This is a genomic window from Bifidobacterium asteroides, assembly GCF_003202695.1.
Lineage (GTDB): Bacteria > Actinomycetota > Actinomycetes > Actinomycetales > Bifidobacteriaceae > Bombiscardovia > Bombiscardovia asteroides_G.
In genome coordinates, this window is record NZ_QGLL01000006.1 from 343,733 (window position 1) to 369,471 (window position 25,739).

At 55.6% G+C, this 25,739-nt stretch carries 26 protein-coding genes; 5 read left to right on the plus strand and 21 right to left on the minus strand.

Annotated features, from left to right (window positions below; translation table 11 throughout):
• Positions 1 to 100: 100 nt before the first annotated feature.
• From DKK75_RS03430 to DKK75_RS03440, 3 genes are read right to left on the minus strand one after another with little or no spacing between them, the layout of a single operon-like run.
• Positions 101 to 901: an ABC transporter permease gene (locus tag DKK75_RS03430; RefSeq protein ID WP_110452053.1), complete on the minus strand. Its 801-nt coding sequence runs from the start codon at positions 899 to 901 to the stop codon at positions 101 to 103.
• Complete coding sequence (locus DKK75_RS03435; protein WP_110452054.1) at positions 898 to 1,749, minus strand: ABC transporter permease; 852 nt, start codon at positions 1,747 to 1,749, stop codon at positions 898 to 900. Before DKK75_RS03435 ends, DKK75_RS03430 begins: the two co-directional genes overlap by 4 nt.
• Complete coding sequence (locus DKK75_RS03440) at positions 1,746 to 2,735, minus strand: ABC transporter ATP-binding protein (protein ID WP_110452055.1); 990 nt, start codon at positions 2,733 to 2,735, stop codon at positions 1,746 to 1,748. Before DKK75_RS03440 ends, DKK75_RS03435 begins: the two co-directional genes overlap by 4 nt.
• Before the next feature lie 336 nt (positions 2,736 to 3,071).
• Between DKK75_RS03440 and DKK75_RS03445 the strand changes: the two genes are divergently transcribed.
• Together DKK75_RS03445 and DKK75_RS03450 are read left to right on the plus strand one after the other, a co-directional pair.
• Positions 3,072 to 3,875, plus strand: a complete 804-nt coding sequence (locus DKK75_RS03445) for a MerR family transcriptional regulator (RefSeq protein WP_110452056.1) — start codon at positions 3,072 to 3,074, stop codon at positions 3,873 to 3,875.
• 84 nt (positions 3,876 to 3,959) lie between these two features.
• Complete coding sequence (locus tag DKK75_RS03450) at positions 3,960 to 4,490, plus strand: VOC family protein (protein WP_110452057.1); 531 nt, start codon at positions 3,960 to 3,962, stop codon at positions 4,488 to 4,490.
• A gap of 299 nt (positions 4,491 to 4,789) precedes the next feature.
• Here DKK75_RS03450 and DKK75_RS03455 read toward each other — a convergent pair whose 3' ends face one another.
• The 12 genes from DKK75_RS03455 to DKK75_RS03510 form a co-directional block, all read right to left on the minus strand.
• Positions 4,790 to 5,194 (minus strand): DUF2511 domain-containing protein, encoded by a 405-nt coding sequence (locus tag DKK75_RS03455; protein ID WP_110452058.1) that lies wholly within the window; start codon positions 5,192 to 5,194, stop codon positions 4,790 to 4,792.
• A 35-nt stretch (positions 5,195 to 5,229) separates the two neighbouring features.
• Positions 5,230 to 6,090, minus strand: coding sequence for an ATP-binding cassette domain-containing protein (locus tag DKK75_RS03460; RefSeq protein WP_110452059.1), 861 nt, complete (start codon positions 6,088 to 6,090; stop codon positions 5,230 to 5,232).
• 31 nt (positions 6,091 to 6,121) lie between these two features.
• Complete coding sequence (locus DKK75_RS03465; protein WP_110452060.1) at positions 6,122 to 6,880, minus strand: murein hydrolase transporter LrgB; 759 nt, start codon at positions 6,878 to 6,880, stop codon at positions 6,122 to 6,124.
• Positions 6,877 to 7,362, minus strand: coding sequence for a hypothetical protein (locus tag DKK75_RS03470; protein ID WP_146208607.1), 486 nt, complete (start codon positions 7,360 to 7,362; stop codon positions 6,877 to 6,879). The genes DKK75_RS03465 and DKK75_RS03470 overlap by 4 nt, the downstream gene beginning before the upstream one ends.
• Before the next feature lie 239 nt (positions 7,363 to 7,601).
• On the minus strand, positions 7,602 to 8,447 hold the full coding sequence (locus tag DKK75_RS03475) for a hypothetical protein (protein ID WP_110452062.1): 846 nt from the start codon (positions 8,445 to 8,447) through the stop codon (positions 7,602 to 7,604).
• A 14-nt stretch (positions 8,448 to 8,461) separates the two neighbouring features.
• Positions 8,462 to 9,058: an RNA polymerase sigma factor gene (locus DKK75_RS03480; RefSeq protein ID WP_258333139.1), complete on the minus strand. Its 597-nt coding sequence runs from the start codon at positions 9,056 to 9,058 to the stop codon at positions 8,462 to 8,464.
• Positions 9,059 to 9,266: 208 nt separating this feature from the next.
• Positions 9,267 to 9,800, minus strand: a complete 534-nt coding sequence (locus DKK75_RS03485) for a ClbS/DfsB family four-helix bundle protein (protein ID WP_110452064.1) — start codon at positions 9,798 to 9,800, stop codon at positions 9,267 to 9,269.
• Positions 9,801 to 10,117: 317 nt separating this feature from the next.
• Positions 10,118 to 11,488 (minus strand): hypothetical protein, encoded by a 1,371-nt coding sequence (locus DKK75_RS03490; RefSeq protein WP_146208608.1) that lies wholly within the window; start codon positions 11,486 to 11,488, stop codon positions 10,118 to 10,120.
• Positions 11,489 to 11,538: 50 nt separating this feature from the next.
• Positions 11,539 to 12,255 (minus strand): ABC transporter ATP-binding protein, encoded by a 717-nt coding sequence (locus tag DKK75_RS03495; protein WP_258333140.1) that lies wholly within the window; start codon positions 12,253 to 12,255, stop codon positions 11,539 to 11,541.
• A 328-nt stretch (positions 12,256 to 12,583) separates the two neighbouring features.
• Positions 12,584 to 13,624, minus strand: a complete 1,041-nt coding sequence (locus DKK75_RS03500; RefSeq protein ID WP_110452067.1) for a zinc-dependent alcohol dehydrogenase family protein — start codon at positions 13,622 to 13,624, stop codon at positions 12,584 to 12,586.
• Positions 13,625 to 13,860: 236 nt separating this feature from the next.
• The gene (locus DKK75_RS03505) at positions 13,861 to 14,430 is read right to left on the minus strand and encodes a DNA repair protein (RefSeq protein ID WP_219997308.1); all 570 of its coding nucleotides are present in this window, start codon (positions 14,428 to 14,430) and stop codon (positions 13,861 to 13,863) included.
• A 174-nt stretch (positions 14,431 to 14,604) separates the two neighbouring features.
• Complete coding sequence (locus tag DKK75_RS03510; protein WP_181414466.1) at positions 14,605 to 15,252, minus strand: HAD family hydrolase; 648 nt, start codon at positions 15,250 to 15,252, stop codon at positions 14,605 to 14,607.
• 310 nt (positions 15,253 to 15,562) lie between these two features.
• Here DKK75_RS03510 and DKK75_RS03515 point away from each other — a divergent pair, with 310 nt between their 5' ends.
• Together DKK75_RS03515 and DKK75_RS03520 are read left to right on the plus strand one after the other, a co-directional pair.
• Complete coding sequence (locus tag DKK75_RS03515) at positions 15,563 to 15,901, plus strand: metalloregulator ArsR/SmtB family transcription factor (protein ID WP_110452070.1); 339 nt, start codon at positions 15,563 to 15,565, stop codon at positions 15,899 to 15,901.
• Positions 15,902 to 15,911: 10 nt separating this feature from the next.
• Entirely contained in the window at positions 15,912 to 16,640 is a 729-nt protein-coding gene (locus DKK75_RS03520; protein ID WP_110452071.1) for an SdpI family protein, read from the plus strand.
• 416 nt (positions 16,641 to 17,056) lie between these two features.
• Here the strand turns inward: DKK75_RS03520 and DKK75_RS03525 are convergent, their stop codons facing one another.
• The 3 genes from DKK75_RS03525 to DKK75_RS03535 all read right to left on the minus strand — a co-directional run bounded on the left by DKK75_RS03525 (position 17,057) and on the right by DKK75_RS03535 (position 20,653).
• Positions 17,057 to 17,536, minus strand: a complete 480-nt coding sequence (locus DKK75_RS03525; RefSeq protein ID WP_110452072.1) for a GNAT family N-acetyltransferase — start codon at positions 17,534 to 17,536, stop codon at positions 17,057 to 17,059.
• 238 nt (positions 17,537 to 17,774) lie between these two features.
• A complete protein-coding gene (gene der / locus DKK75_RS03530; RefSeq protein ID WP_110452073.1) occupies positions 17,775 to 19,883 on the minus strand; it encodes a bifunctional cytidylate kinase/GTPase Der in 2,109 nt (702 codons plus the stop codon).
• The gene (locus DKK75_RS03535; RefSeq protein WP_015021805.1) at positions 19,880 to 20,653 is read right to left on the minus strand and encodes a pseudouridine synthase; all 774 of its coding nucleotides are present in this window, start codon (positions 20,651 to 20,653) and stop codon (positions 19,880 to 19,882) included. The genes der and DKK75_RS03535 overlap by 4 nt, the downstream gene beginning before the upstream one ends.
• A 169-nt stretch (positions 20,654 to 20,822) precedes the next feature.
• Here DKK75_RS03535 and DKK75_RS03540 point away from each other — a divergent pair, with 169 nt between their 5' ends.
• Entirely contained in the window at positions 20,823 to 22,034 is a 1,212-nt protein-coding gene (locus DKK75_RS03540) for an MIP/aquaporin family protein (RefSeq protein ID WP_110452074.1), read from the plus strand.
• Positions 22,035 to 22,049: 15 nt separating this feature from the next.
• Here DKK75_RS03540 and DKK75_RS08330 read toward each other — a convergent pair whose 3' ends face one another.
• The 3 genes from DKK75_RS08330 to purH all read right to left on the minus strand — a co-directional run bounded on the left by DKK75_RS08330 (position 22,050) and on the right by purH (position 25,694).
• On the minus strand, positions 22,050 to 22,427 hold the full coding sequence (locus DKK75_RS08330) for a DUF3017 domain-containing protein (protein ID WP_309146213.1): 378 nt from the start codon (positions 22,425 to 22,427) through the stop codon (positions 22,050 to 22,052).
• 160 nt (positions 22,428 to 22,587) lie between these two features.
• Positions 22,588 to 23,961, minus strand: coding sequence for an NAD-dependent succinate-semialdehyde dehydrogenase (locus DKK75_RS03550; RefSeq protein WP_110452075.1), 1,374 nt, complete (start codon positions 23,959 to 23,961; stop codon positions 22,588 to 22,590).
• Between the two features lie 131 nt (positions 23,962 to 24,092).
• Positions 24,093 to 25,694: a bifunctional phosphoribosylaminoimidazolecarboxamide formyltransferase/IMP cyclohydrolase gene (gene purH / locus DKK75_RS03555; RefSeq protein ID WP_110452076.1), complete on the minus strand. Its 1,602-nt coding sequence runs from the start codon at positions 25,692 to 25,694 to the stop codon at positions 24,093 to 24,095.
• Positions 25,695 to 25,739: the final 45 nt, after the last annotated feature.

Here is a 25,739-nt window from a genome sequence, read left to right on the forward strand (position 1 = left end):
CTCTTCCTGATAACTGCTGGTATTCCATTATGCTGTCAGACACTGAGATGTGCGGCCTGGCAAGTGCGTTACCCTCTCTTTATTGACTCTGCGCTTAAGATCAGATGGCTCTGCGAGCCTGGTGCCGGAATATAAGGAGGCTGATCAGCACCCAGAGGATTGCCACCATGCACGAGCTTGCCATAGAGGTCGTGGATGCGATATTGCCCATGTCACGGGCTGCGGATGCAGTGGTGATCAAGGCCAGCGGATACGGCAGCGCCAAGGCAGGTGCGGCAACCGACAGCACACAGCCTCCCAGGGTGAGCAGAAACATGATGCTCATAGTCGAGGCGAAGGATTCGGCTCTGGCGGCTATGGCCTGGGTCAGAGTCATAATGGCCCACACTGCCAACGTCATTGGTATGCCACGCATAAGATAGGGACCGAGTTCCGCTGGGTCAAAGCCTCCTACCAGAACGCCCACGAGTATGAATTCGGATTCGAAAATGGCGACGGTAAGGAGGGATGCCAGCAGTCCGTGCAGCATCTTCCCGATTATGGCAGTCCCGATCATGCCGGAGGCATTAAGGCGCTGCCAGTTGCGTCCCTTGTGCTCGTTGGCTCCAACCTGGGCTGCAAAGGCTGCGACCAGGACTGGTATGAAGACCATACTTGGCAGAAGGATCGCCTGCCCCCAGACCGCAGCCCAGGTCACTCCTTGAGTCTGGAAGTCCGGTCTGTAGCTCTGATACTGGTCCCAACCGTTGAAGATTCCTATGGCGTCGAAGAGCATGGTGGCCAGCCAGTACCAGAGATTGCCGGCCTTGTGAATCTCCCATTTGAAGGCGGCGGCGATCGATGGCTTGTGGCGATGCATCGGGGTGATGGTTATAGCGTTTGAAGGGTATTGCCTGTTCATCGGCCTGACTCCTTGACCTTGATGATGAATGCTGATATTCCCGACCAGATAATGCAGACCAGAAGGCTAGTCAGGACTTTTGGCCAGGGATTGGCGACCAAGGTCATTCTGGCAAAACCATCAGAGCTGGCTGAAAATAGGAACGGGTTGGCCGCGGAACTGATCCCGGCTGGGAAGAACCAGCCCAGAGCCGGCATATTCATCGGGCCCAGTCCAGTCCCGATCAGACCGGCTATCACACCCAGACCCAGGCCTATGGCCTGTCTTTCGATAGTCAGGGAGAGGGCGAGTTGTATGGCCGTGACAGCCATGGATGAGAAGCAAGCAATCAGTGCCGGAAGGAGTATGTATTCGGCCAGACTGCCATCGAGATGGAATCCTTGTGCTGAAGCTGCCAGCGGTACCCACGTCAGAGGAATTACGAAACATAGCGTAATCACACTCCCAGCAACTATGAGCTTGGTAAGAAACCTCTCAGTCGCATCCTGTCCTAGGGAGCGCCATTTGAGATCCATGCGCTCGCTGCTCTCCATGACGGCAAGTCGGCTGGTCAGCAGAGCTGCAAGGATGGGTGCAAGCAGGCCAACAGTTTGGAATATCTCACCTTGTGCAAGGGCTACGGTACGAGTGGCGGGGTTCGAAGATTCAGCTCGTTTCATGAATGCCAAGCCCGACCATGACGAAACCAGAACAATCATGCCCAAGGCCATCCACCAAAATGAGGAGCCTTTCAACTTGCGAAGCTCCATCGAAAGCAGAACAAGCAGCCTTCCTGGATGGGATGAGCGTGGCGGCTTTCCCAATCGAAATTCTTCGGGCCGCATGGAGAATGATTCGACAGAGCTCATCGTGCGCTCCTCTGTTTATGACCGAACGGCTTCACAGGACCCTGCGCTACATGGTTCTGCGGGTTTTCCACGAGTTCGAGGAAGGCCTCTTCCAAGCTCTTGCGTTCGGAAGCGACACGGTATACCTGCAGACCATGCGATACCAGCCGAGTCACCAGCGCCCCGATTTGCGGATCTGGCATCCCGGGAATGCGCAGGGTTGCACTCTTCCGGATATATTCGTGTTGAATGCCTTGAGTTTCGAGCATCTCTGCCACGAGCCCAGGGTCGGACACCCGTAGATCGATATGGCCCTCTTCGCGCAGATTTTCCAATGTTCCCTGGTAGAGCAGGTGACCATCGGCAATGATGCCAACCATCGGAGCCATCTTTTCAACCTCGGACAGGATATGGCTGCTGATGATGACGGTGACTCCCTCGGAAGCGGCCAAGTCCATGATCATTTGTCGCACCTCGACCACAGCTTCTGCATCTAAGCCATTGGTGGGCTCATCCAGGAGCAGGAGTTCCGGCTGCGAGATCAGCGCCACGGCGATGCCCAGCCGCTGCTTCATCCCCAGAGAGTAGGCGCCCGCCTTCCTTTTCTCGTATCCACGCAATCCAACCTTGGTTAGCACTTCTGAGGCAGCTGAAACTGGCAGACCCAGATAATCGGCTACCATGCGGCAGTTATCGAGACCCGACAGGCCTGGATAGAAGCTGGGTCCTTCAATCATGGAGCCCACACGGCCCGGCTGGATCGTAGTCTTCTTTCCGACCTGCTGTCCTAGCAGCCACATGCTTCCGGCAGTCGGTTTTGTCAATCCCAGAAGGAGCTTCATGGTGGTCGATTTTCCGGCTCCGTTTGGTCCCAACAGTCCATAGACCCCGCCAGCCGGCACTTGTAGATTCAGCCCATCCACGGCTTTGAAAGCTCCATAGGCCTTGACCAGCCCCTGTGTAACCACAGCCAGTTGCGGGTCATTGTTTCCGTCCGTATATGTCATTGTGCCTCCCCTTCCAATCGGAATTCAACTGATTCCTATGCAAGTTCGGCGGATGCAATCCCTCAACGCGGGAAAAGAAACTGTCCCCTGCAGGGGACAAGTCGCTGCTGATGAGGCTGATTTGTATCCATAGGAAAAGAGTCTTGCTGGATTTAGTCGTCTTCATGATTGAATAGGGGCTACTTTGCAAGCAAGCAGAACCAAAAGCGTCCTCATCAAGAACCTGTTATTGGGTATTGGGACGCTAGGGGCCGGCGTGTGTATGCACTCACTCACCCATCCCCCAGAAAACAAACGATTTGACCTTGACATAATGGCAGGGTTTAGGGTCAAGGCATGACACGCGAAAGTAAATTCAGTGGCGAGGGCAGCAGGAGCGGCTTGAGCATCGGTCAGATGTCTGAGCTTACTGGGGTCAGTCGGAGAATGTTGCGTCACTGGGAGGAGGAAGGACTGATCTCCCCCTTTCGCGATCAGTCGAATTACCGGCATTATCTGCAGGATGACGTCGCACAGTTGGAGCGAATTGTGACCTATAGGGAGATGGGATTCAATGCCCGACAAATCAAGGCATTGCTCAATTGCAAGGCACCGCTGGCCTTGGATGAGTTGCGAGGTCAGCGTTCGCGAATTGAGGAGAAAATTCAGCTTCTTAGGAAAGCTGCGGATCGTTTGGACCGGCTCATAACCCTTGCTGACGGGAAGTCAGGTAATGATTTAGCCGCTACGAAGACCGGTCAGGAGGACCAGTACTTTTCGGAAGCATACGAACGCTGGGGTACTAGCAGGCAGTGGCTTGAGTATGCGGAGCGAAAGGCCATGTGCTCCGAGCAAGAGCAGAAAAAGGACACGGTCCGGCTCAAAAATGTAGAAAGTGAGCTTGCACAAGCCAAACGAAAGGGTTTGGCTCCGACATCAGATAAGGTTCTCGAACTGATTGACGAGCATCGGCAGGCTTTGTCATGGTTCCATGTGACGCCGTCCATGCACGTCATTCTGGGGCGGATGTATGTGGCCGACCCGCGTTTCAGGCGCCATTACGAACAGCTGGAACCTGGATTGGCGCAATGGATGCTGGTTGCAATCGAAACCGCAGCACGTGCAAGCGGGATAGATCCAGCCACCGCCAGATGGGAGTGATGCAGTCAGTGTCTTCCACCCACGTATCACGTCTTCTGATTGAGAACCCAATTGAAAATCCTTCAGCTAAGAAACGAGACAACCATGCACAACCGTGACCAGTCCAAAGCGGCTGCTTATACAGGAGCAGCAATAATCAGTCCCGTGCCGGAGCCCGGAAAGAATGCGGAACCGCCGGAGCCTTATAGGGGCATCTACCTCATGCCCATGTTCATGTGCCTGTATAGCCACAATCTAGGAGAATCTGAAGCTTTCTGGACGCAGGGATTGGGTTTCATCAATTTATACACCATGCCGGGCATGATGATTCACTTGCGGCGCTGGGCCTTTCAGGATGTGCTGATTCGTAAGAGTGGTTCCAATACTAGAAGCTCTGATACGGATATGGAGTCCATAGGAAGCCTGAGCGTAGCAGTCGCGGAAAAGCAGATAGGCAAGATTGTGGATGCATGTGAGCGCCTCCGTCCGGGCTCCACTTCAGCTCCAATACGTAAGCCGTGGAATTCGCTTGAAGCCAGGATTCACACTCCGGAAGGCCTCGTCCTTACCCTCACAGCTGCCTTGGCTGTCGACAAGGAACAGACCGAAGTTTATCTAAACATGCACGGTCAATGAGCAAAGATCAAGCACCTCCCCTACTCGTGATTTGATTGCAAGAGCAACCATTAGATGTCCCGAACAGCCGGCGGGTCAAAACATATGGCTCTACATCTTTGAGCAGATAGTTGTTGGCTCCGGCCTCGATGGCCGGCAGAACATAGCGGTAAGAAGGAGCATTCCAACAGCGCTGTCAGTCAGTTGAATGGCACGGCTGTAACAGAATGTAGATACACAATCTGGCAGGTTGCTCTGGACCCGGTAAGATCAGTTAGGCTACCTGGAGAGGACAAGCCACAAAGCTCTGTAAAAATGGTTTATTTTGGGACGTCACAGACCGAGAAGGCGAAACTCATCAGAGTTCCTACTGACTTACTCTTATCTGATTTTAGTGTTTCAATGCTTTTGAGATGCTCATTGTCTTGTACCTGGTTCAGTGCGTACTGTTCACCATCTAAGGTGGTAAAGCGGAGGATGGGGTCTCCCTGCTTGCTGAGCTTGCATGACACGGTGCCCTCATCAACTTTAAGAGGCCAGGTGTGACCTAGATCTTCTTTCGAAATTGTTTGCGGGTTGCTGGTAGCTGCGACTTTATTGCTTCCATCAGTGGAATACTCTTCAGGGTGCTTTATGCCATCAGTGCAGCCGACGACCCCCACTGTCAGCATAATTGTGGCGCATATAAGGAAAAGGGTTCTGAGGCTCTGCTTGATTCGTTTCATAATTATCGACGTTCTTTCATACTTGGAGACGGTTTCTAGCGCTCGCTGGCCAAAGCCATATATCCGTCCTCAAGGTTGGGCGCAGTTTCTACAGAGCCCGCGGGCGGTGTATCGGTAACTATGCGGTATCTGGTCCCCTGTGGGGTGGGTTCCGCGTTGATGATTGTGGCATTTTCCGGTGGGGCCGCGATAGGGGGCGTGATCCAGGTATGACCGGCAGCTTCATGGATCAACCCCTCAGTCGGCCCGTCATACTGTTTGCGTCCGAAACGTAATACGCATACCCAGGGGCAGGTTTGTGCAACGTCATCGAGTATATGGGTGGAGAGGATGACAGATCGATCCTGCCCCAGCTGGGCAAGGAGCGTGCGGAACCGCATGCGCTCTTCGGGATCCAACCCCGCTGTGGGCTCGTCGACTACCAGCAGCTGGGGGTCGCCCATAAGTGCCTGTGCGATGCCAACCCTGCGCCTCATACCCCCGGATAGCCCCCGGATAGGTAAGTTCATTACATCTTTTAATCCCACCTGTTCCAGGAGGGTATGCGTCTGCTCCTGCCGCATGTGTTTGTTGTCAATCATTTTCAAGATGCCGATATAGTCAAGGAATTCAAGCGGGGACAGGTTGTCGTAGGGGGTGATGTGCTGTGGCAGATAACCCAGGTGCCGTTTTAGATTTCGCCTGTTGGCCGGCGAAGACAGGTCTTGTCCATCAATAAAAACTTTACCTGTAGTTGGTTTGATTATTCCAGTGAGAATGCGCATGAGGGTTGTTTTGCCTGCACCATTTGGCCCTATGAGTCCTATCATGCCCTGTGGAAGATCAACGGTCAGATCGTTTAAAGCGGCCGGTCTCCCCCGAAAATCCTTGGTTAGATGGTCAATCGAGATAAACATGTGGGTAATTCCTTTCAAAGTCGGTAGATAGTCAGACCCGAACTTTTATGTGGTTGGAGGCCATATTTGCACCAGTGAAAAGGAGGAAGATAATACACGCCTGCCAGAGTAGGGATATGACTCCTGATTGGATGGTAAAGGGGCCGTTCGCCGGTATGTACATAGGATTGGTATGAAACCATCCCTGCGCAATGGGATCGCCAATGACTGCCAGGGGGCCGCCATTGAGCGTTGGGAGTGGTAAGAGGGGGGTATAGAAAGCCAGCCAGGCCCATACCAGGACGGCAAGAATTCGGGCTACGATCGTGGGCAACAGGGCTCCCAGCAGGGCGGATATCCCCATAGCAATCAGTATTGATGGTGAGAGTATGACAAGTGCTACTGCCAGGGCCACCAGTATTGCCTTACCGTTGCCGTTAATGGCTTGGCGGACCGCGATCAATACAAGGAAAAGCAGGGAAGATGATATGCAGATGACCCAGGCTCCCAAGACATGAGCTGAGCGGATGACGGCCATCGGCAAAGGGGAGGTGGATTCAAGTTCGTCCATACCTGTTCGCCTGCCTGCAGTCATAAGGTCGCTAAAAGATGCTGCGTATGCCAACGGGGTGAACATAGCAAGAACCTGTCCGGTAAAGACAAGACCCTGTATGTTGCTGAATCCAGGTGACATAGGAGAAGCATAGGCCAAAAAGAGGGCGAAGAGCGCCAGCGGTATGCTGGCCATCCACAAGGCTTTGCGCCGATAAAACATCAGTAGCGTGATGCGTACAAGGCTCAGTATCCTCATAGGGCTGCCACCTTTACAACATTGCGCTCCGCATCACCGCACATGTTCCATCCGAAGATTGCGCCTGCCGCTGCAATAAACAATGGAATGAGTCGTTGCCGGACCGGATCGGTGATGTATGGATCCCATACAAAGCATAAAAACAGCCAAATAGCTATGGGAGCCAGCGACGATGTTGGCATAGACGTGGTGAGTACGGCTATAAGGAACACTAGACAGTTGACAATGAATATACTGCCAACCGGGGAAATGATGCTCACCCATCCCATGTCACGTGGCCAAAGTCGCATCATATGCAAGCCGATAAAAAGAAGGCCTACGGCAGTAAGAAATGCTCCGGTAATGATAAGCATCCTGGTCACTTGAACCTTCCGCCATCCAGTTGGAGTTGACTCAGCAAGTTCAATGATTGGGTCACCATTGAGCACAAAAGCTGTAGATAGGCCAGCAGCAATTACAGGCACCTGAGTGAGAACCATCATAAGTGGCCGTATGCGGCCCGGTGACCAAATGCCCTCCAGTAAGAAGCCCACAAAAAGAATGCCTGCAGTCAGTATAAACGGCAGCAATACCAGCCTATAAAGCCTCTTGAGCTGTATACCTACGAAAGCCAACCTCGTCCACCTTCCTCATATCTGGTTTTGGCCTCAGCTGCCGCCAGACATTGCTCGCTACTCGTTCCGTCTGCTTAGTTAGTAGCGAGAGAGGACGAAAAGGTTCATTAATTTTTATCTCCACCGGCGAGTTGAGTATGCCAGGCAAGAGGGGCTGTAAGGATAACAGCAGATAGGAGTCCCGCTGTCAGTAGGATGGTCCCTGCCCAGGCTGCGGTTGTAGTGGGCACCGAATTGACCCATGCCGGTAGGAAAAATGATGACCGAAAGTTCTGCAAAGTTCTCATTAGTGGTGCAAGTACCCCTAGGAGCAGTGCAATCCAAGAGCATTGCCATATGCATAACAGGGCCACGATATTCGCCAGGAGTGTTATGGGGGCTATGGTTTGGGCAATAACTGGCAGGGGCCTTATTCCAGGGTTGATTGCAGTGACAATCAATAAGGCTGCTCCCCCGACGACAATATTGGAGATAAAGGCCAGCAATAGCCTAGAAGCTACTACAACTTGAGGTCCCAGGGGCATACTGAGCATTAATTCACGATCATCTTTAATGGAAAAGACCAGGATCATGGTCAGTGCCATGTTGAGCATGAGCATATTTGAAAAGATATGCATACCGAGACTGCCATACCGTGCACCTTGCATTACGTTGCTAATTAAAACCGAGCACGCTGCTATCGCAATTTCCACCAGTAAGATATATCGCGGTATGAGGCGGAATTGGGCCCGAACAAGCGGGCCGCAGGAACGTATTTGACGCATGAATGGTATTGGCTGATCTGTCGCCAAGGACGGCTTCTGGTGGATGGCCTTCATTACGCTAGTAAAAGCCGGAACTGCCGGCTGGGCATTCTGCTCTTTTTCCCTAAGCGCCTCTTGAACTTCACCCCGGTATTCTTCGGTGACTGGGCCTGTGCTATCTGGGCTTGTGCTCTTATATCGGTCTGTCATAATCACGCCTTCAATTATCTCTGGCTCGGCACTTTTTGGGTTTTGACAGGAGCGAGGTCGGTCAACTGCGGGCGCAGGATCTGCCTTGCCCGGGCAATGCGAGATTTCACAGTCCCAACTGGAACGTCGAGCAGGGAGGCTATTTCCGGGTAGGGTAACTCGTGGAGCCAAGCCAGGGTTACCGTGTATGCCATTTCTGCTGGGAGTGCATCAATCCTTTGCCGTATTATTTCCATCGTCAGGTCCTTATTGACCAGTTCTACAGGCTCCAGCTGGTCATCGGTTATCGAGTCAAGTTCCACCTGATCCATTTGTTCAGGTGGTTTCGGTTTGCGACGTTTCATATAGATTTGCCGCCGGGCAATGCTGAGTATCCAGGTGAGCACCTTGCTGTCTGCGCGGAAGGTTTTTGAGGAACGCCAGCAGCCCAGCCATGTGTCAGCAAAAACTTCACTGGCATCCTCGTCGTCGGATATTCGCAAGGAAATAAAGGCTTGGACGGTATGAGCATACTTATTGTAAAGCGCTTCAAAGGCCGATTCATTTCCGTCAGCCACCATCCTGATCAGCCTTATATCATCAGCATCTGGATCAATGCGAGATCGTTTCACTGATGATGTCCTTCTCTGTTTTGTCTACATCCTAGATATCGTCTTGCTTACGGCTATGCAAGCGGTTATCGCGGTTATGCTCCATTGCTATTACGAATATGTTGGGATGTCGCTTTTAGGGTCGCCCATCCTGTGAATCCCGTCGCAAGACAACTCATTAACGTCTGTGTATCAAGCAACCTCTTATCAGGTGTAGGTGTCCTAGTGCTTATTTGCGCCCCTTCAAGTACTTCCGTATCTTCTTTAGGGCCCAGTCGTAATGGCTGGAGGTCGAAGAGATGAAGGCAGAGCCCAAGGTAGAGTTTCCTGTCCATGGGAGGGTGCCCTTGGTGAATAGCTGTTCGTTGGTGAACGATTGCGCCAGGGCCATGACCTTCTTATGGGATTCGATAAACAGGTTCAAGGCCTGATCGTAGGTGGTGTCATCATGCTCGTCACGCAGCTTCACATTCATTTCGCCGTAATTACGCCAGTTGTAGCCGTCAGGAAGAAAGTCGTGGGCCCTGCCCTGCTGGTTGTCCTCCACCCAGTTCAACAGCAGCTGATGCCACTCATAGAGATGAACGAGCACATCCTTGATGTTCCTGTCGCGTGCCCAATGGGCCCCCTTCTCCTTGCTCAGATCGAAGGAAAAGCGGCCATTGCGTTCTTCAGGTGTCAGCGGCTCAAGCAGCGCCACGAGTTTGTCGAAGCCATCATCAGCCGCCTTGATGAGTTCTTCCTTGGTGGTAGGTCGCGCCATGACGGTCCTCCATTTGTCTGTTGTTGACAAGATTTGACTGGTCCATCGTCACCTGTCTCGGTTTGTCATCGACTGTACCCTATATGAGCCTTGCAAATGCTCGCGTGTAGGAAATCGTCGCATACTTCAGTGTTTACCTGTATTGGCGGGAAACCATCAAGTGCTCACAGTTGCACCTACCTAACAATTAAATCCATCAAGCCAAGCTCTGCATATACCCGACTTAATTTATTTAACAAGAGGCATGAGGGAATGGCAGATGTCGGCAGGCTTTGCTTGGCTCAAATATGTATTCGGGTGCATACAGCAGGACTTTATTACTCGCCTATGGCATGCGATATGACGCTGACAGAGTTCTCGAATCTGGTGGTCAGAGCTTGGATTCCTGTGGCTGCGGCACCAAGCACGGATGCGATGAGCACCACTACGATCCAAGCGCCCCATTGCACGCTCATCTGTGCTTTGCCCATGAAGCGCGAGAGCATGAAGGTAAGGGATGAGGTGCAGAGCAAGGTGATGACCAGGGAGAACAGTGTGCTGGTAATCATAGTGATGATGCCGTCAAGTGCGCCCAATACTCTGAGCTGGCCGATTCCAGCACCTGATACGTAGGTCAGCGCCAGATCAAGTCCTCTGCCTTTGGAAGTGATCAAGGTGCCTGCAATTGCACCTGTTATCGCGATGATCAGTGGCGGTCCAGTGAGCGCCAAGAGACTCGCAAACATGTCTGCGGTCGCCGGAATGGTGCTGTCTGGTGTGGGGGGCAAAGCGACTTGCATGGTGGTGATCATCGTGCTTAACCCTCCGCTGACGGTCATCAGCAATGACAGACCTGCAGTCATCGGGATGATCGCCGCTCCCTGGCGCTGTATGCTGCCGACAGCCTGCTGGCCTGCCAGCCTCCAGGTTCTGGATGGCAACGCCACAATACGCGTCCATATCGCCGTGAAGCCGGGCAGGAGGTATGGCGCGAAAGCCGCCAGCGAGAATATCAGGAGGAACATGCCGCCCATGGCGAAGGCAAGAAATACCGTCATCTGATCTGGAACGGCATCGCTGCTCATCTGACTGGCACGAGGGTTAGTTGCAAGTGTAAAAGCTGGAATCAGCAGCATGCAGCCCGCGCCAATCAAGCATATGGTCCCCAGAAGGAAGCGGAAGACGCCTATCCGCTTTGGCGGATTTTGGGATTGCCTGAGTGCTTCCATTGGTCGTATTTTCGAGAGCGAACGGATAGTCAACAGGGTGCTTATGAAGATGGGCGCAGCGCTGAAAGCGAGGCCTTTGCCCAGCGAATTGAACAGGTGGCTGCTGGCATACGTCAAATGAAAATCGAGTGGATTTGTCACCATGGCGAAGATCAAGGGCGTAATCACTGGCAGCAAAAGGCAGGTGGCTGCAATAGACAGGATGAATAATCCTATGACTATCAGCAGATTCCAGGCCAGCAGTTGCCAAGGCAGAGCGCCTTGTAAAACCATGAGCGCCAGTTGATGCCGTCGTTGATTCAGTGCTGAGTTCATGACCCATAGCAGCACAGCTACGGTGATGATCACGCTGAATGCTAAGGCGGGACCAGTGTATGAGGATCCAAGTTCCTGCTCCGGGCCCTGATAGTCCTGATCAATGATTGCGGCGACCGCAATGAGGGAACAGATGACAGTCTGGGATACGACCATGGCCAGCAAGACGGCGCTCCAGACCTTGGGCGCTGCTTTGAGTTCGGACAGAGCGCCTCTCATGCCATGGGCGCTTTCGCAGAGAATGACTGGCTGATGCGGCCATCGCGCACGGCAAAAAGCCGATCGCACTGGCCTGCCACCTCATTGTTATGCGTCACCAAAACGATGGTTTTCTTTTCGTGGTTGGCAAGTTCCTTCAGCACCGATATGACCTTTTCTCCGGATTCCTGATCCAGGGCGCCAGTTGGCTCGTCCGCGAATACCACATCTGCGTCGGATAACAGGACCCGGGCCAGGGCAACACGTTGCTGCTCGCCGCCAGACAGCAGGGTGACGCTTTTCTTTTTCTGATCGATCAGGCCAAAGTACTTCAAGAGAGAATCCGCCGTCTTTCTGGGGAAGCGGGTTCCACGAAGGGTGAATGGCAAAGCCAGATTCTGCTCGACTGTCATGCTGGTGATCAGGTTGTAGGACTGGAATACGAAGCCTAGATGCTGGCGTCTGAACTTGGTCATGGACGACAGCCCCAGATGGGTTATGTCCTTGCCCAGCAGAAGCACAGTGCCGCTAGAGGCCTTCTCCAGCCCAGCAAGGCAGTACAGCAGCGTCGATTTGCCGCTGCCTGACGGCCCTATGATGCCGGTCATCTCCCCCGGATAGGCAGTGAATGCGATGTCATTGAGAATGGTCAGTGAATCGCCGCGGCGCGGGGAGACCACCATGGACAGCCCCGTAGCTTCAATTGTCGGTGTCGGGCCTCTGCTCACGCTCACGCTGGGGTCATTCATAGTTGCATCTTTCCCTTGGATGATCATCGACGACCTTCCAGACCGAGGCATCTACGCTCAGTAATGCTGATTCGCCTCGCAGATGTCATGTACCCTCGTTCGTCGCTTGACCCTGTATGACGGTCATCCTTGTCGTCAACAGTCAATTCCATTGATATCAGCGAAAGAAGGGATGAAATACCCTGATTTACCCTGAATTATCCCTGACACGGCCTGATTTTTCGAAATGACCGACACGCTCGGGCAGCTATGCTTACGCGCCGCCACTGGCAAAGTCAGTAGCGGCGGGGATCAGCTGATTACTGCAGCAGCCTCATTCGCTGACAAGCAGCAGGGATTTGATGGCGGTGCGCTGGTCCATGGCCTCATAGGCCTCCTGGATGTGATCCAAGGCAAAGCGCTGGGTGAAGACCTTGCCTGGCTGGATGTTGCCCTTGAGCACCTGATCAAGCAGCAGATGCCTGTCATATGTGGTGACTGCGGCCGTGCCCCCTCGCAGCCCAACATTGCGCCAGAACAGCTTAGAGGTGTCCATGGTGGTCTGCTGCGGTACGCCGACCCGGCCGACCACTGCGCCGGGCCGAGCCACCCTGACGGCGGTATCTGTGGACAGTTCAGTGCCCACGCATTCCAGGACCGCATCGGCTCCGCCTCCGTCGGTGAGGGCCATGACCTGCTCCACAGCAGCGTCGCCGCGTTCAGCCACGATGTCAGTGGCACCGAATTCACTAGCTAACCTTTGGCGGTCCTCATGCCGGCTCATGGCAATGATGCGTTCGGCCCCGCGCAGCTTGGCTGCTATGACTCCGCACAGACCCACCGCTCCATCGCCCATGACCACGACTGTGTCGCCTTCTTTGACCTGGGCTGTTGCGGCTGCATGATAACCGGTGGCCATCACGTCGGAGAGGGTCAGCAGAGAGTCCAGCATGTCGTCGCTGTAGTCCTCAGGTTGGCCTGGAATCTTCACCAAGGCCCAGTCCGCATTGGTGAATCGCAGATACTCGCTCTGGTAGCCGCCGCTCCCCCGCCTGTCCGGATCAAAACAGTCACCGTCGAAGCCAGCCCTGCAGGCTGCGCAGTGCCCGCAGCCATGAGTGAAAGGCGCTATGACAAAGTCCCCTGGCTTGACATGAGTGACATCCGAGCCCACCTTTTCGACCAGGCCGATGGCCTCGTGCCCTACATGACTGCCTGAGGGCATTGAGGAAATACCCCGGTACCACCACAGGTCGGATCCGCACACGCAGGCACGGACGATCCGAATCACGGCATCTCCAGGCTTTTCGATATTCGGCATCGGTGCTTCCTCCAGCTCGATGCGGCCCGGCTTTACAAACTTTGCTGCCTTCATGCTCCTGCTCCCCATTCTTCACTACCTGGCGTATTTGCCTGCCAAGTATGCGGATGAAACATAGTCTACGGAGTTCAATCCGCTTGAAGTCAAGTCAATACCTTTTGTGCGCGATTCACCGAGGTGGGGACAAGATTGTTACGCGGGAATACGGTCACAAGATGCAACCATATATAGGTGCCGTATAGGTGTGCCGTCATATGTCTTGTGACTCGGCCGAACCACAAGAAATCAACTCACTTGGAAGAGCTTTCAGGACTGCCAAGTTCCTTAAGGAAGGCGGCATAGGCTTGGGGATTGCGATGGTTTTTGCCTGCTTGGACGATCAGCCCGTGGTATTCGCGCAGATCGTTCAGTGGCCATTGATCAACCCGAATAAAATCCGCCTCGTACTCTTCACCCTCTTGGTATGACCGCAAGGAGGCCCACCCCAGACCGTCCAGCATCCGGCGTGCGTAGGCGTCCCAGATGAAGCAGCGCTGGCCGAAGGCATAGAGCCGTATGACGTCCGCCGTCTCGCGTCCAACCCCGGCAATGGTGAGCAGGTCGTCACGCAGGCCTTCATCCGTGCAGTCCTCAACATCGGCCGTACGGATGCCATGAGCCAGCAGCCACTGAGCCAGGGCTTTGCAGGTGCGTGCCTTGGCCTTCATGAAGCCGCTTGATCTGATCAAGTTCGTCAGTCTTGCCAGGTCGACGTCGGCCATGTTGCAGGGATTGAGCAGATCGGCCGTGCGCAACTGCTCGATGGACATGGCCGCGTTTCCCCAGGCTGTATGTTGGACCAGCACCGCTCCGATCATCATTTCGAAGTCGGTCTCTGCCGGCCACCAATTCTGTACTCCCAGACGAGCGAGCAAACGTGAGTACAGCCACTTTGAGCAACCGGCATTTATCCTGCCTGAATTGCCCATAACGCCTCCACCAAACTGCTTGACACTTTCCATGGTAACAGCTGGCTCCAGCCGGTGCGGAGCGAGTCAGAGGATGGCAGGCGCCTGGGCGAAATCAGTGATAGCGCCATCGGCCTCAGAGCGAATGGAGTCCCAATCCTTGGCCGAAGACTGGTCGTACATGGCCCAGACCTTCATACCAGCGCGCTTGGCCGAATCGACGGCGACCAGAAGATCCTCGAACACTGTGCAGTGGTCAGGCGCGACGCCCAGCATCCGCGAAGCCAACAGATAGATTTCTGGTTCCTCCTTGCCGATGCTTTTGGCATCATCCACGCTGCAGACCTGGTCGAAATAATCGGTCATGCCAGCGTGCTTCAGAGCAGCCTGTCGCAGGCGCGGAGGGAGGCTGGTTGCCACAGCCAGGGCGGCACCGCTGGCTTTTAGCGCTTGCAGGTAATCAAGTGCATGTGGTTTGGGCTGCACAGCTGTGGCGTAGAGCAGGAGTGCATCCTCGTTCCACTCTTCCACAAGATCTTCTGGGCGCTCGTCAAGGTGGAAGCGGTCGATGGTGTATCTGGCGATGGCACCGGTCTGCATGGATGCCACTACAGATGCGTAGTCGTCCGGCATAGGGATGTTGCGGCGAGCAAAGAATCGTTGGTCGATTTCCTTCCAGACTCCCATAGAATCCAGAAGCGTGCCGTCGAGATCGAAGATGGCGGCCTTGCCAATGTTGACTTTTGTTCTATCGTCGCCCACGCTGCATGTTCTCCTATTCGTCGAAGTTATTTATATTAGCATCACCACAGATCAGGTACGGTCGAGCATCTTAGAGTCGCAGTCTTCCCCGATAAGCCTTGGGATTAAAAAGTAGGTATGCTCAACAGTCTAATGTTGCCACATGAGGCTTCAATCCAAGCGGTTGTCAATTATTTTGCGCTCAGTGAGTGAAAAGCGCATAAAAGTTAAAGAAGATATACAATATTGGTTGAAACAATGTTAGCATGCAAATACTAGAGAAAATCATTGAAAAAGGAGACTTATGGCTATTCAAGAAACAACAGCGGCTCTGGCTGATCCCCTGCGTCGTGGTGTGCTGGATCTTTTGGAGCAGGGCGGCATGGAGGCGGGACGCCTGGCCAAAAAACTGGGAATGACGCCATCCAAGCTGTCCTATCATCTGCGGAAGTTGAAAGAAGCAGACCTGATTGTCGGCCACAAGCAGGGCACCAGGGTCATCTACGAACTCAATCTGAGTGTGCTGGACAGCACTATTCAGTGGCTCTACCGCCTGCGGACCAGCGCCAGCGACAAGAGAAGTCTGCCCGAGCCGCGGACTGTGAGCAAGGAAACTGGTTCGACGGCAGTTTCTGAATCCTAAGGAGACTCTCATGGCGGATGGAAGTAAAGCGGGTCGGTTCGTCCCGACCCTTGTCGCGGCTCAGTGGTTACCGGGGATAATCATGCTGGGCGTAAGCAGCATAGTAGTCAATCGTCTGCCGAATGAAAACGTCCCGCTTCATTGGAATGCACAGAACCAGGTGGATCGCTGGGGCTCCCCCCAGGAGCTGGTTTGGATGCCCTGCTTCTGTCTGGTCATTGCGCTGATTTGGACCATCCTCATGCTCGTCCTGCGTGCATATTTGATTAAACGTGGTGATGAAGCGGGACATACTTTGACCGTTTTTCTTCTGGGTGGGCTATGCATGCAGATTATTTTCGCGGTTTTAGATCTGTTCGAATTAGCTTCCGCTGATCCTCATTGGGGACGGTGGCCGACGGATTTCGGCATTGATAAGGTTGCCATGCTATTGACTGGTCTGACTCTCATAGTCATCAGCAATCTTGCTCCTAAAATCAGGCCCAATGGCATCAGCGGTTTTCGGGTGCCAGGTGCCTTCTCCAGCCGCGAGGCTTGGCGCCGTTGTCAGCGGTTTGGCGGGGTGCTCTTCATGATTCTGGGCGTGGTCATGATCCTGTCTGCCCTGGCTTATAGCGGAGTCAGGCTCTATTGGATCTGTGGAACCGCTCTGGCAATCGCTCTTGTACTCATTCTTGCCTATGGTTCATACGCTGGCAGAAAGTATGCCGGGCAGGGAGAACCTGTCTACCACCGTTAGTTCATGTAGGCAATGCGTGAGCTAAAGGGGACTGTGAATGACAGATCAGGATACAAGTAAGAACTTCCTGAATTCGTTGAAGGATTCGGAGCTGATTTAGATCAAATCAAGTACCCGGCAGCACAGTCTTTCATTATCAGCATTATTTCACTAGCCAAGCTGCAACAGTCTGGACAGGCATCTGCTCTCTCCCTAGAAACTGTAATAACAGACACCTCACAAACCCTGTATTTCATGGAAACCAGAGATAAAAGCTAATGCACTTCAACCGGGGATGTAAGAGCATCCCCGATATCCTTCTCATCTATATAAAATAATGACTGGCTGCACGCCCAGCAATCCCCCGCACGTTTACCCGCTTGAACTTGCATAGCTATATTATAGTCAGTTTAGATCCCAGGAAAGTTCTTGCTTTCTTAGTAGCCATTCACAGTTTTGCTTAAATTTATGAATTCATATACGCCATCGTTCGATTTCTGCAGTTTAGAGTCTTCTATTTTAAATCCTGCTCTCTGATAAACTTTAATTGCACGTTTATTGAAGCTTGCCACTGATAGAACTATTATTCTGTAATTGGAATTATTCTGTATAAATGCTTCGATCTCTGTAACGAAATTTAATCCCAGCCCTCGTCCGGTTAAATCCGGTCTCAATCCTAAACCGACTTCCACTTTTTGCTCTGATAACCTTTCCAAGCAAAAATAACCAACCAGTTCATCTTTATCATTCAAAACCTGATAATACTTATCTCCACGCAATTTTGGAGTGATTATTTCTTCAAAATCCTCTGGATCATTTTCCATATCATAAAAACTATAAGTATCGCTGTAATGCCATTTTCTGGCGATCAGGTCTGCATTTGCTTGAGTTAATAGCGATATGTTTTTATATTTCATATTTTCCCTACTCAATCTACAGACTCGGAATTATTGCATTTAGTAATGGCGCAAAGACCTTCTTTAGGTGTCCCCAAAGTTAATTAATAAAATCTAAGCTGCGGGATAAATACAAACCCCGTCAGCCAAGTTTGCATTGCGTTCCGACTGGAATGAAGAGGGTCAAGGTGCTACGCCCGGTCTGCAGGGTTATGGAAAGGTCCCTGTGCCGACTAAAGAGCCAGGCCAGGGGCCATTTTCACTTGCGCTTCTTCTTCTCGCGGATATGCACGGAGATCTGAATGGGCGTGCCCGCGAAGCCGAACTCCTCGCGCAGGCAGCGCTCCAAATAGCGGCGATAGCCGTGTTCCAGGAAGCCGGTGGCGAAGATCACGAAACGCGGCGGCCTGGTTGAGGCCTGGGTCGCGAAGAGAATCCTCGGCTGCTTGCCGCCTCGCAAGGGATGCGGGTGCGCGGCCTGAACCTTGCCCAGGAAGGAGTTGAGCTTGCCAGTCGGTATGCGCTTGTCCCATGATTCCAGAGCAGTGCGCATGGCCTTGGCCAGCCGGTTGGTGTGCCAGCCGGTCTTGGCAGACAGGTTGACCCGCTCGGCCCAGGTGACCCGGTCGAATTCGGTCTGCCAGAGCCGCTCAAGACGCTGACGGCCGAAGTCGTCCAGCAGATCCCACTTGTTGAAGACCAGGACGATGGCCCGGCCCGCATCCACAGCCTGGCTCATGACCTTCAAGTCCTGGTCGGCGATGGGTTGGGAGGCATCGAAGAGGATCAGCGCCAGTTCCGAGCGTTCGATGGCCGCCTGGGTGCGCAGGCTGGAGTAGTACTCGGCACCCGAGATCTTGTGCAGGCGGCGCTTGATGCCGGCGGTGTCGATGAAGAGCCAATCCTCGCCGTCCACTTGGACCACCTCGTCGACCGGATCTCTGGTGGTGCCGGCCACATCGTGGACCACGGCCCGCTCCTCGTGGGCCAGCTGGTTGAGCAGGGAGGACTTGCCCACGTTGGGCCGGCCGACCAGGGCCACCCGACGCAGCCCCTTCGGGGTGAGGAATCCCGAGGTTTTCTCAGCCTTGCTGAGCTGTTCCAGCGCGGCATCCAGCAGGTCACCTATCCCCCGGCCGTGCATGGCGGAGATGGCATAGGGTTCGCCCAGGCCCAGCTTCCAGAATTCGGAGGCGGTGTAGTCGGCCATCCGGTCATCCAGCTTGTTGACGGCCAGGACGACCGGCTTACCCGCGGCCCGCAGCATGGTGACGATCCGCTCGTCGCTGGCGGTCAGCCCCACCTGGCCATCCACGACCAGAATGACGGCATCAGCCAGGGATACGGCGACCTGTGCCTGGGAGGCGATGGCGGATTCGATGCCCTCCACATCGCTCTCCCAGCCCCCGGTGTCCACCAGCTTGAATTGGGTGCCGGCCCACTCGGCCTCGTAGCTGACGCGATCCCGAGTCACGCCTGGGGTGTCCTCGACCACGGCAGCGCGGCGTCCGAGAATCCTGTTGACCAGGGTGGACTTGCCCACGTTGGGCCTTCCCACCACGGCCAGCACGCCTACGGCTTTGGGGCCTTGATCCTGGTCATCTTGGTTCTCGGAGCCGCCCTCCAGCAGGGCACGGTCCTCCTCGTCCAGCTCATAGTCGTCCAGGTTGCGGGCGTACTGGTCGTAGGAGTCCTCCTCCATAGCCGAGGAGACCAGATCGATCAGGACCTGCAGGGTTTGCTCGAAGGTCAGATCGGAGTTGTCCACGGTGGTCACCCCGTCAGCAGCGCTCATGAAGGAGGTGACCTTGGAATCCCGGGCATCCCGGGCAGCCAGATCCTCGGCGCCGGCTGACCCGGCCTGGGCCTGGCCGCTGCGGCGGGCCTGACGGACCTCCTCACGGGCTGTCAGCAGCACACGGACCTGGGCATCAGGGGCCACCACGGTGGTGATGTCCCGTCCCTCGGCCACTACGCCGCGCTCCTGGTCGTCCATGATGGCCCGCTGAGCAGCGATCAGAACCCGTCGCACGGCTGGAATCGAAGAGACCACAGAGACGTGCTCGGAGACCCTGGTAGAGCGTATCTCTTCATCCACATCACGGTCATCCAGGCTGACTCTGGGATGTTCAGGGTCCAGACCCATGACCAGGTGGCCCCCGGTGATGGAATCGGCCACGGCCTCGGTGATCGCCTTCTGGTCGGGCTGGTCTGCGTTCAGGTCTAGTCCGCGGTTCATGCACCAGAGGGTGACCGCCCGGTACATGGCGCCCGTGTCCAGATAGGCCAGTCCGAAATGCTTGGCCAGGGCACGCGAGGTGGAGGACTTGCCCACTCCTGCAGGGCCATCGATGGCGACAGTGATCACAGTCCGACCTCCTTATCCAGTGCCTTGATCTCGGCGGCGGAGAGGACCCGGTAGGAGCCAGGACGAATCTCGCCCAGTCGGATGGGGCCGATCTGGGTGCGCACCAGCCGGGTCACCGGGTAGCCGATGGCGCCGAAGATGCGCCGGACTATCCGGTTCTTGCCCGAGTGCAGGACCACCTTGACGATGGTGTGCTCACGGTTGTGGTCGATGATGGCGCAATGGTCCAAGCGAATCAGGCCGTCGTCCAACTCGACTCCCTGGGTGACCAGCCGTCGGCAGACGTTGCCGCCAATGTGGCCGCTGAGCGTGGCTATATAGGTCTTCTCCACCTCGTAGCGCGGGTGCATGACGTGCTGAGCCAGCTCCCCGTCGTCGGTCATGAGGATCAGGCCCTCGGAGTCATAGTCCAGCCTGCCCATGTGGAAGACTCGCTCGTAGCGGTCCCCGATGATGTCGCGCAGGGTGAACCGGCCCTTGGGGTCGTCCATGGTCGATAGGACCTTGCGGGGCTTGTTCAGGGCCAGTGTGACATGCTTGTCGTTCAGATGGATGCGGGATCCATCCACCCGGATCTGCTGGCGGGAGGGGTCCACCCGGCTGCCCAGCGTGGTGACTAGCTCGCCGTCGACCTCGACCCTGCCCTGGGTGATGATCTGCTCGCATTTGCGACGAGAGCCGAATCCGGCCTGGGCCAGCACCTTTTGGAGGCGGATGCCCTCCTCCCCTTGTTCGCGCGCTCTGATCGCCTGTGTGTATGGATGTGGCATCGTTCTCCCAACGTGGCCTGATAGATATGCAACGGATGACGTTCTGGTCGGCCGCAGCCGCCGAAAGGTCACATTATACTATATCGGAGCCTAGGGAAGTGTTGCTGGTATGGCCTAGGCTGGAAGCTGTTCTTGTTTATCGTCGTCGGAGGGATTGTAAAGGGGGAACATGACTATGGAAACAAACTCTGAGCCAGTTTTTGAGCAGGCCGACGGGCAGGTTGCCGGAAAGCCAGTCCGCAGGCAGATCAAGCCTCGTGATATTCGTTGGATTCGGGCAGCTGCAGAATTGGCGGGCACCTTCCTGATATGTGCGGTCATCTACTTGTCCTACAGCTTCGGCCAGCTGGTCATGGGTCAGCCCAGCGTAGTGCTGCCGGTTCTGGGAACCGCCTTGGCGTACCTGGTTGTGACAGCCGTGCTGGGCAGCGTCTCCGGTGGACACTTCAACCCTGCCGTGACCGTGGCCGCCATGTTCACCTCGCAGATCGGCATCGTGGACGGGCTGATCTACATCGTCGCCCAGGTGATCGGCGCTATTGGTGCTGGTGCGCTCGCAGTGGCTCTTATTCCTGTCAGCAAGTCCTTCCCGGACAAGAACTGGCTCATGCTCTCGGTCAACGGTTTTTCAGAAGGTTCGCCCGCTGCAGCCGCCCTGCGCCAGCAGCACATCGACTTCGGGGCGCCTATGGCCATTGTAGTTGAGCTGATCGGTTGCATAATCGTGGTGGCTGCGGCCATCACCACCCTGCGCTCCGACGGCCGCGCCCGTCGCAACCATGCTCTCTATACCGGGTTGGCCTATGGCGTCGGCGTGCTGGTCACCTACCCCATCACCTGCTCGGGACTGAACCCAGCTCGCTCCACTGGCATCGCCATCTTCGCCCAGTCCAAGCACATGGCTGTCAGCCCGATCTCCCAGCTCTGGCTCTTCTGGATCTGCCCCCTGCTGGCTGCCTCCTTGGTGGCCTTGGTCATCATCATGACCAGCATCGTCACCAACGATATGACTATGCATACCGTGGGCATCGCTATTGATGCTCAGCCAGATGCACAGCCGGGCGTAGAAGCGCAGGCTGACGCCTTTGCTGCCGTAGGTGTCCAGGCTCAGGATCAATCGGATCAAGCATCTTCTTCTTCGGTTCAAACTCCCGCTGCTGATGTTGCCGCCTCGGTTGCCCCTGTAGACAACACCGCTCAAACTGTCGATCTATCGGCTCTGCCCGATGACGATGCTGGCCAGCATGTAGACGCTGATAGAAATGCTGCTGCCCCTGCCGATGCAGGAACCATTCCAGATCTTCAGGCCGAGCCCGTTCACACTGCTCCCGAAAAAGAAGACGCTGACGATTCATCCACTGACAAGCCTACGGAAGGCTGAGTAGTCTGGCCGGAGTCACAGCATCAGCTGAATGCTGGTATAGGTGACCAGAAGGCCAATGCCCAGGCTGATGCTGATGAAGGTATCGAAGGGCACTGACCGTACTTTCCAGGGACTACGATCCTTAAGAATCAGACGCAGGGCACCGCACGCCAGGGCTGCGATGGACACCAGTCCAGTCGCGGCCCAGGTGTATCCGCAGAAGGCAACAAGCGCGGCGATCAGCACCACCATAAAGATGATGCCTTCGCAGATAGGACGACCCTCATGAGCCTCTGAGACGAAGGGATGGCCTTGACCGGATATCTTGGGGGGCTGTGGAGGCTCGCAGGCAGAATTCGAAGTGTCGGAATCAGGTTTGTCCTGGCTAACGGCCTTATCTGTGCCAGCCATACTCCCCACCTTTTGCATACCCAATGACCTCCATCTGCCACTGCACTCGCGCTGCCGGTTCGAGCCTACCAGTGCTGCTGGCGTAATGCGACTGTGCCGTCATCGCCCTTGGACGATGACGGCACAGTCGCTATTTCAACAAGGAGTCGCAGCAGTCTGATCAGTTGCTGTGATCGAAGATCAGATGCTCATTGGCGAAGGTGTCGAAGCCCAGGCTGTAGAGCTCGCGGCCATAGCCTGAGTTCTTGACACCGCCGAAGGGCAGTTCGGGCATGGTCACCCATCCGCCGTTGATGAAGGTCATGCCGGTCTCGATGCGACGGGCCAGGGCATCCGCATGGTCGGCGTCCTGGGAGAAAACCACGCCGCCCAGACCATAGCTGGAGTCATTGGCTAGCTCAATGGCCTCATCTTCGTTAACCACCTTGTAAATGGATGCCACGGGACCGAACATCTCCTGGTTGTAGGCAGGGTTGTCGCGGTCGATGTCCGTCAGAATCGTCGGGGTGAAGAAGGCCCCTGGCGAATCGTAGGGCCTGTTGCCGTAAGCGACTTTGGCTCCCGCAGCCACAGCCTGTTCGACCTGCTTGGCCAGGTTGTCACGGGCGGAGACCATGCACATGGGGGCCAGCGTGGTGTGGGGATTGTTGGGATCGCCTAGAACCGTATGCGAGAAGGCATCGACCATGAGCGAGACGAAATCGTCGTATTGATCTTCCATGACGATGAAGCGCTTGGAGGAGGTGCAGACCTGGCCAGCGTTCATCAGCCTGGCACCTGGGGCCACCTTCTTTAGGAGATCCCAATCAGCATCATCCAGGATGATGAATACGTCGTTGCCGCCCAGCTCCATGGAGGACTTCTTCAGATTGGCTCCTGCCGACTTGGCTACAGAGGCTCCGCCGCGCTCCGATCCCGTCAGGGCCACGCCTGAGACGCGGGGATCGGCGATGGCGCGATCGACCTGGTCATAGTTGACGAAGAGATTGGTCAGGCTCCCCTCAGGGGCTCCTGCCTTGATCACGGTGTCCTGGAAGGCTACAGCCGAGCCTGGCACGTTGGATGCGTGCTTAAGGATCATGGGGTTGCCCAGAATGAAGTTGGGGGCGAACACGCGCATGATCTGGTAGTAGGGGAAATTCCAGGGCTCCACCATGAACACGATGCCCGTGGCTTGCTTGATGTAGTAGGCCTTGCCAGCGGGGTTGTCCAAGGGAACGGGAGCCAGCAGCTCCTCGGCATGGTCCGCGAAGTAGTCAGCGATATTCGCGCACAGCTCTACCTCGGCGAGAGCCTCGCCCGCCAGCTTGCCCATGTCTCTGGTCAGGTTGGCTGCCAGGGCCTCTTCATCCTGACGGAAGAGCCTGGCCACCTGACGCAGCTGTGCGGGACGGTCACCAGCTCCCTTCTGCTTGCGCCAGGTCTTGTAGAGGTCATTGCCACAGGCCAGGGCATTCTCCAGGTCCTCGTCAGTGGCATCCGGGTAAGTTTTGACCAATTCATTAGTGTAGGGATTTACAGTCTGGTAGGTCACTATATCTCCTTAGATTCGTTGACTTCCAGCCAGCGTCTTCGCTGTGTAGTTCATACAGCATAACACCGGTTGATAGCACACGGTCAAGAATCTTTTACCAGGACGTCATCCGGCCGCAAGACCCGGATTCGTCAGTGGAAGAAATGGCGGGTCCCGGTCAGATACATGGTCAGATTGGCTTCCTGAGCAGCCTTGATGACCTCGGGGTCACGGATGGATCCTCCCGGCTGCACCACTGCCCTGATACCAGCCTGGATCAGATACTCCAGCCCGTCTGCGAAGGGGAAGAAGGCGTCGGATGCAGCCACTGAACCTTTGGCACGGTTGCGGCCCTCGTCCAGGGTGTTGGCCCGCTCGACTGCCAGATGACTGGAGTCCACCCTGTTGACCTGGCCCATGCCGATGCCCACAGTGGCTCCTTGATTGGCCAGAAGCACGGCGTTGGACTTGACGGAGCGGATGGCTCGCCAGGCGAAGGTCAGATCATCCATGGTCGCCTGGTCAGCGGGGTTGCCTGAGACCAGCTGCCAGGTGGAGGGATTGTCTCCCGGGGCATCGATCAGGTCGGGCGTCTGCACCAGGGTTCCCCCGTCGATGGGACGGATGACTGGGCGTTGACGCGGACGGCGTTCCACAGACAGAATGCGCAGGTTCTTCTTGGTTCTCAGCAGGTTCAGGGCCTCGGGCTCATAGCCTGGCGCCACGATCACCTCGGTGAAGACCGGCTTGATCTGCTGGGCCATGGCCACGGTGACCGTGCGGTTGGCGGCGATGACCCCGCCATAGGCGCTCATGGGATCGCATGCGTGTGCACGGCGATGGGCCTGTGCGATGTCCTCACCCACGGCCAGACCGCAAGGGTTGGAGTGCTTGACTACGGCAACTGCGGGCAGGTCGGGAAAATCCCAGACCGAGCGCCAGGCGGCGTCCGCGTCCACATAGTTGTTGTAGCTCATTTCCTTGGCCCCGCCCAGATGCCTTGCTGCGGCGAAGCCGTCCCGGTCCAGCGGGTCCAGGTAGAGAGCGGCCTTCTGGTGGGGATTTTCCCCATAGCGCAGCTTGTTGGCCAGACGCCATGTGCGAGTAAGCATCTGGGTCGGACCTTGATCTTCGGCCTTATCCTGCTTGTCGTCAACCCAGGTACGTGCTGTCCACTCAGCTATGGCCGCGTCATAGGAAGCAGTCAGGGCGAAGGCTTTCGCAGCCAGACGTCCGCGTTCGGCCTGGCTGAAACCGGCGCCAGAGGCGATCCGCTCGGCAGCCAGGGCGTAGTCGGCTGGATCCGTGACCACGGCTACGCTGGCATGGTTCTTGGCAGCGGCTCGGATCATGGCAGGACCACCGATGTCGATGCGCTCCAGGCACTGGCCCGCATCGGCCCCCTCAAGGACAGTCTGTTCGAAAGGATAGAGATTGACCACCAGCAGGTCGAAGGGGGCTATGCCCAGATCCTTGAGTTGCTGGGCATGATCAGGGTTGGTCATGTCGGCGAGCAGCCCGGCGTGGATGTGCGGATCCAGGGTTTTGACCCGGCCATCTAGGCTCTCGGGAAAACCGGTGACCTCTTCCACTGGGGTGACCTGGACGCCCAGGTCCTGCAGCTTCTTTGCGGTGCTGCCAGTGGAGACGACCTCGGTGCCTGCCTGACGGAAGGCCGATGCCAGGGCCTCAAGCCCCTGCTTGTGGTAGACCGAGACCAGCGCTCGGTTAATGGTTCGATTCGTGGTGACCATGGAAACTCCTACTCCTTTGCTTGAATGCCGAGGCGCCCTGCCATC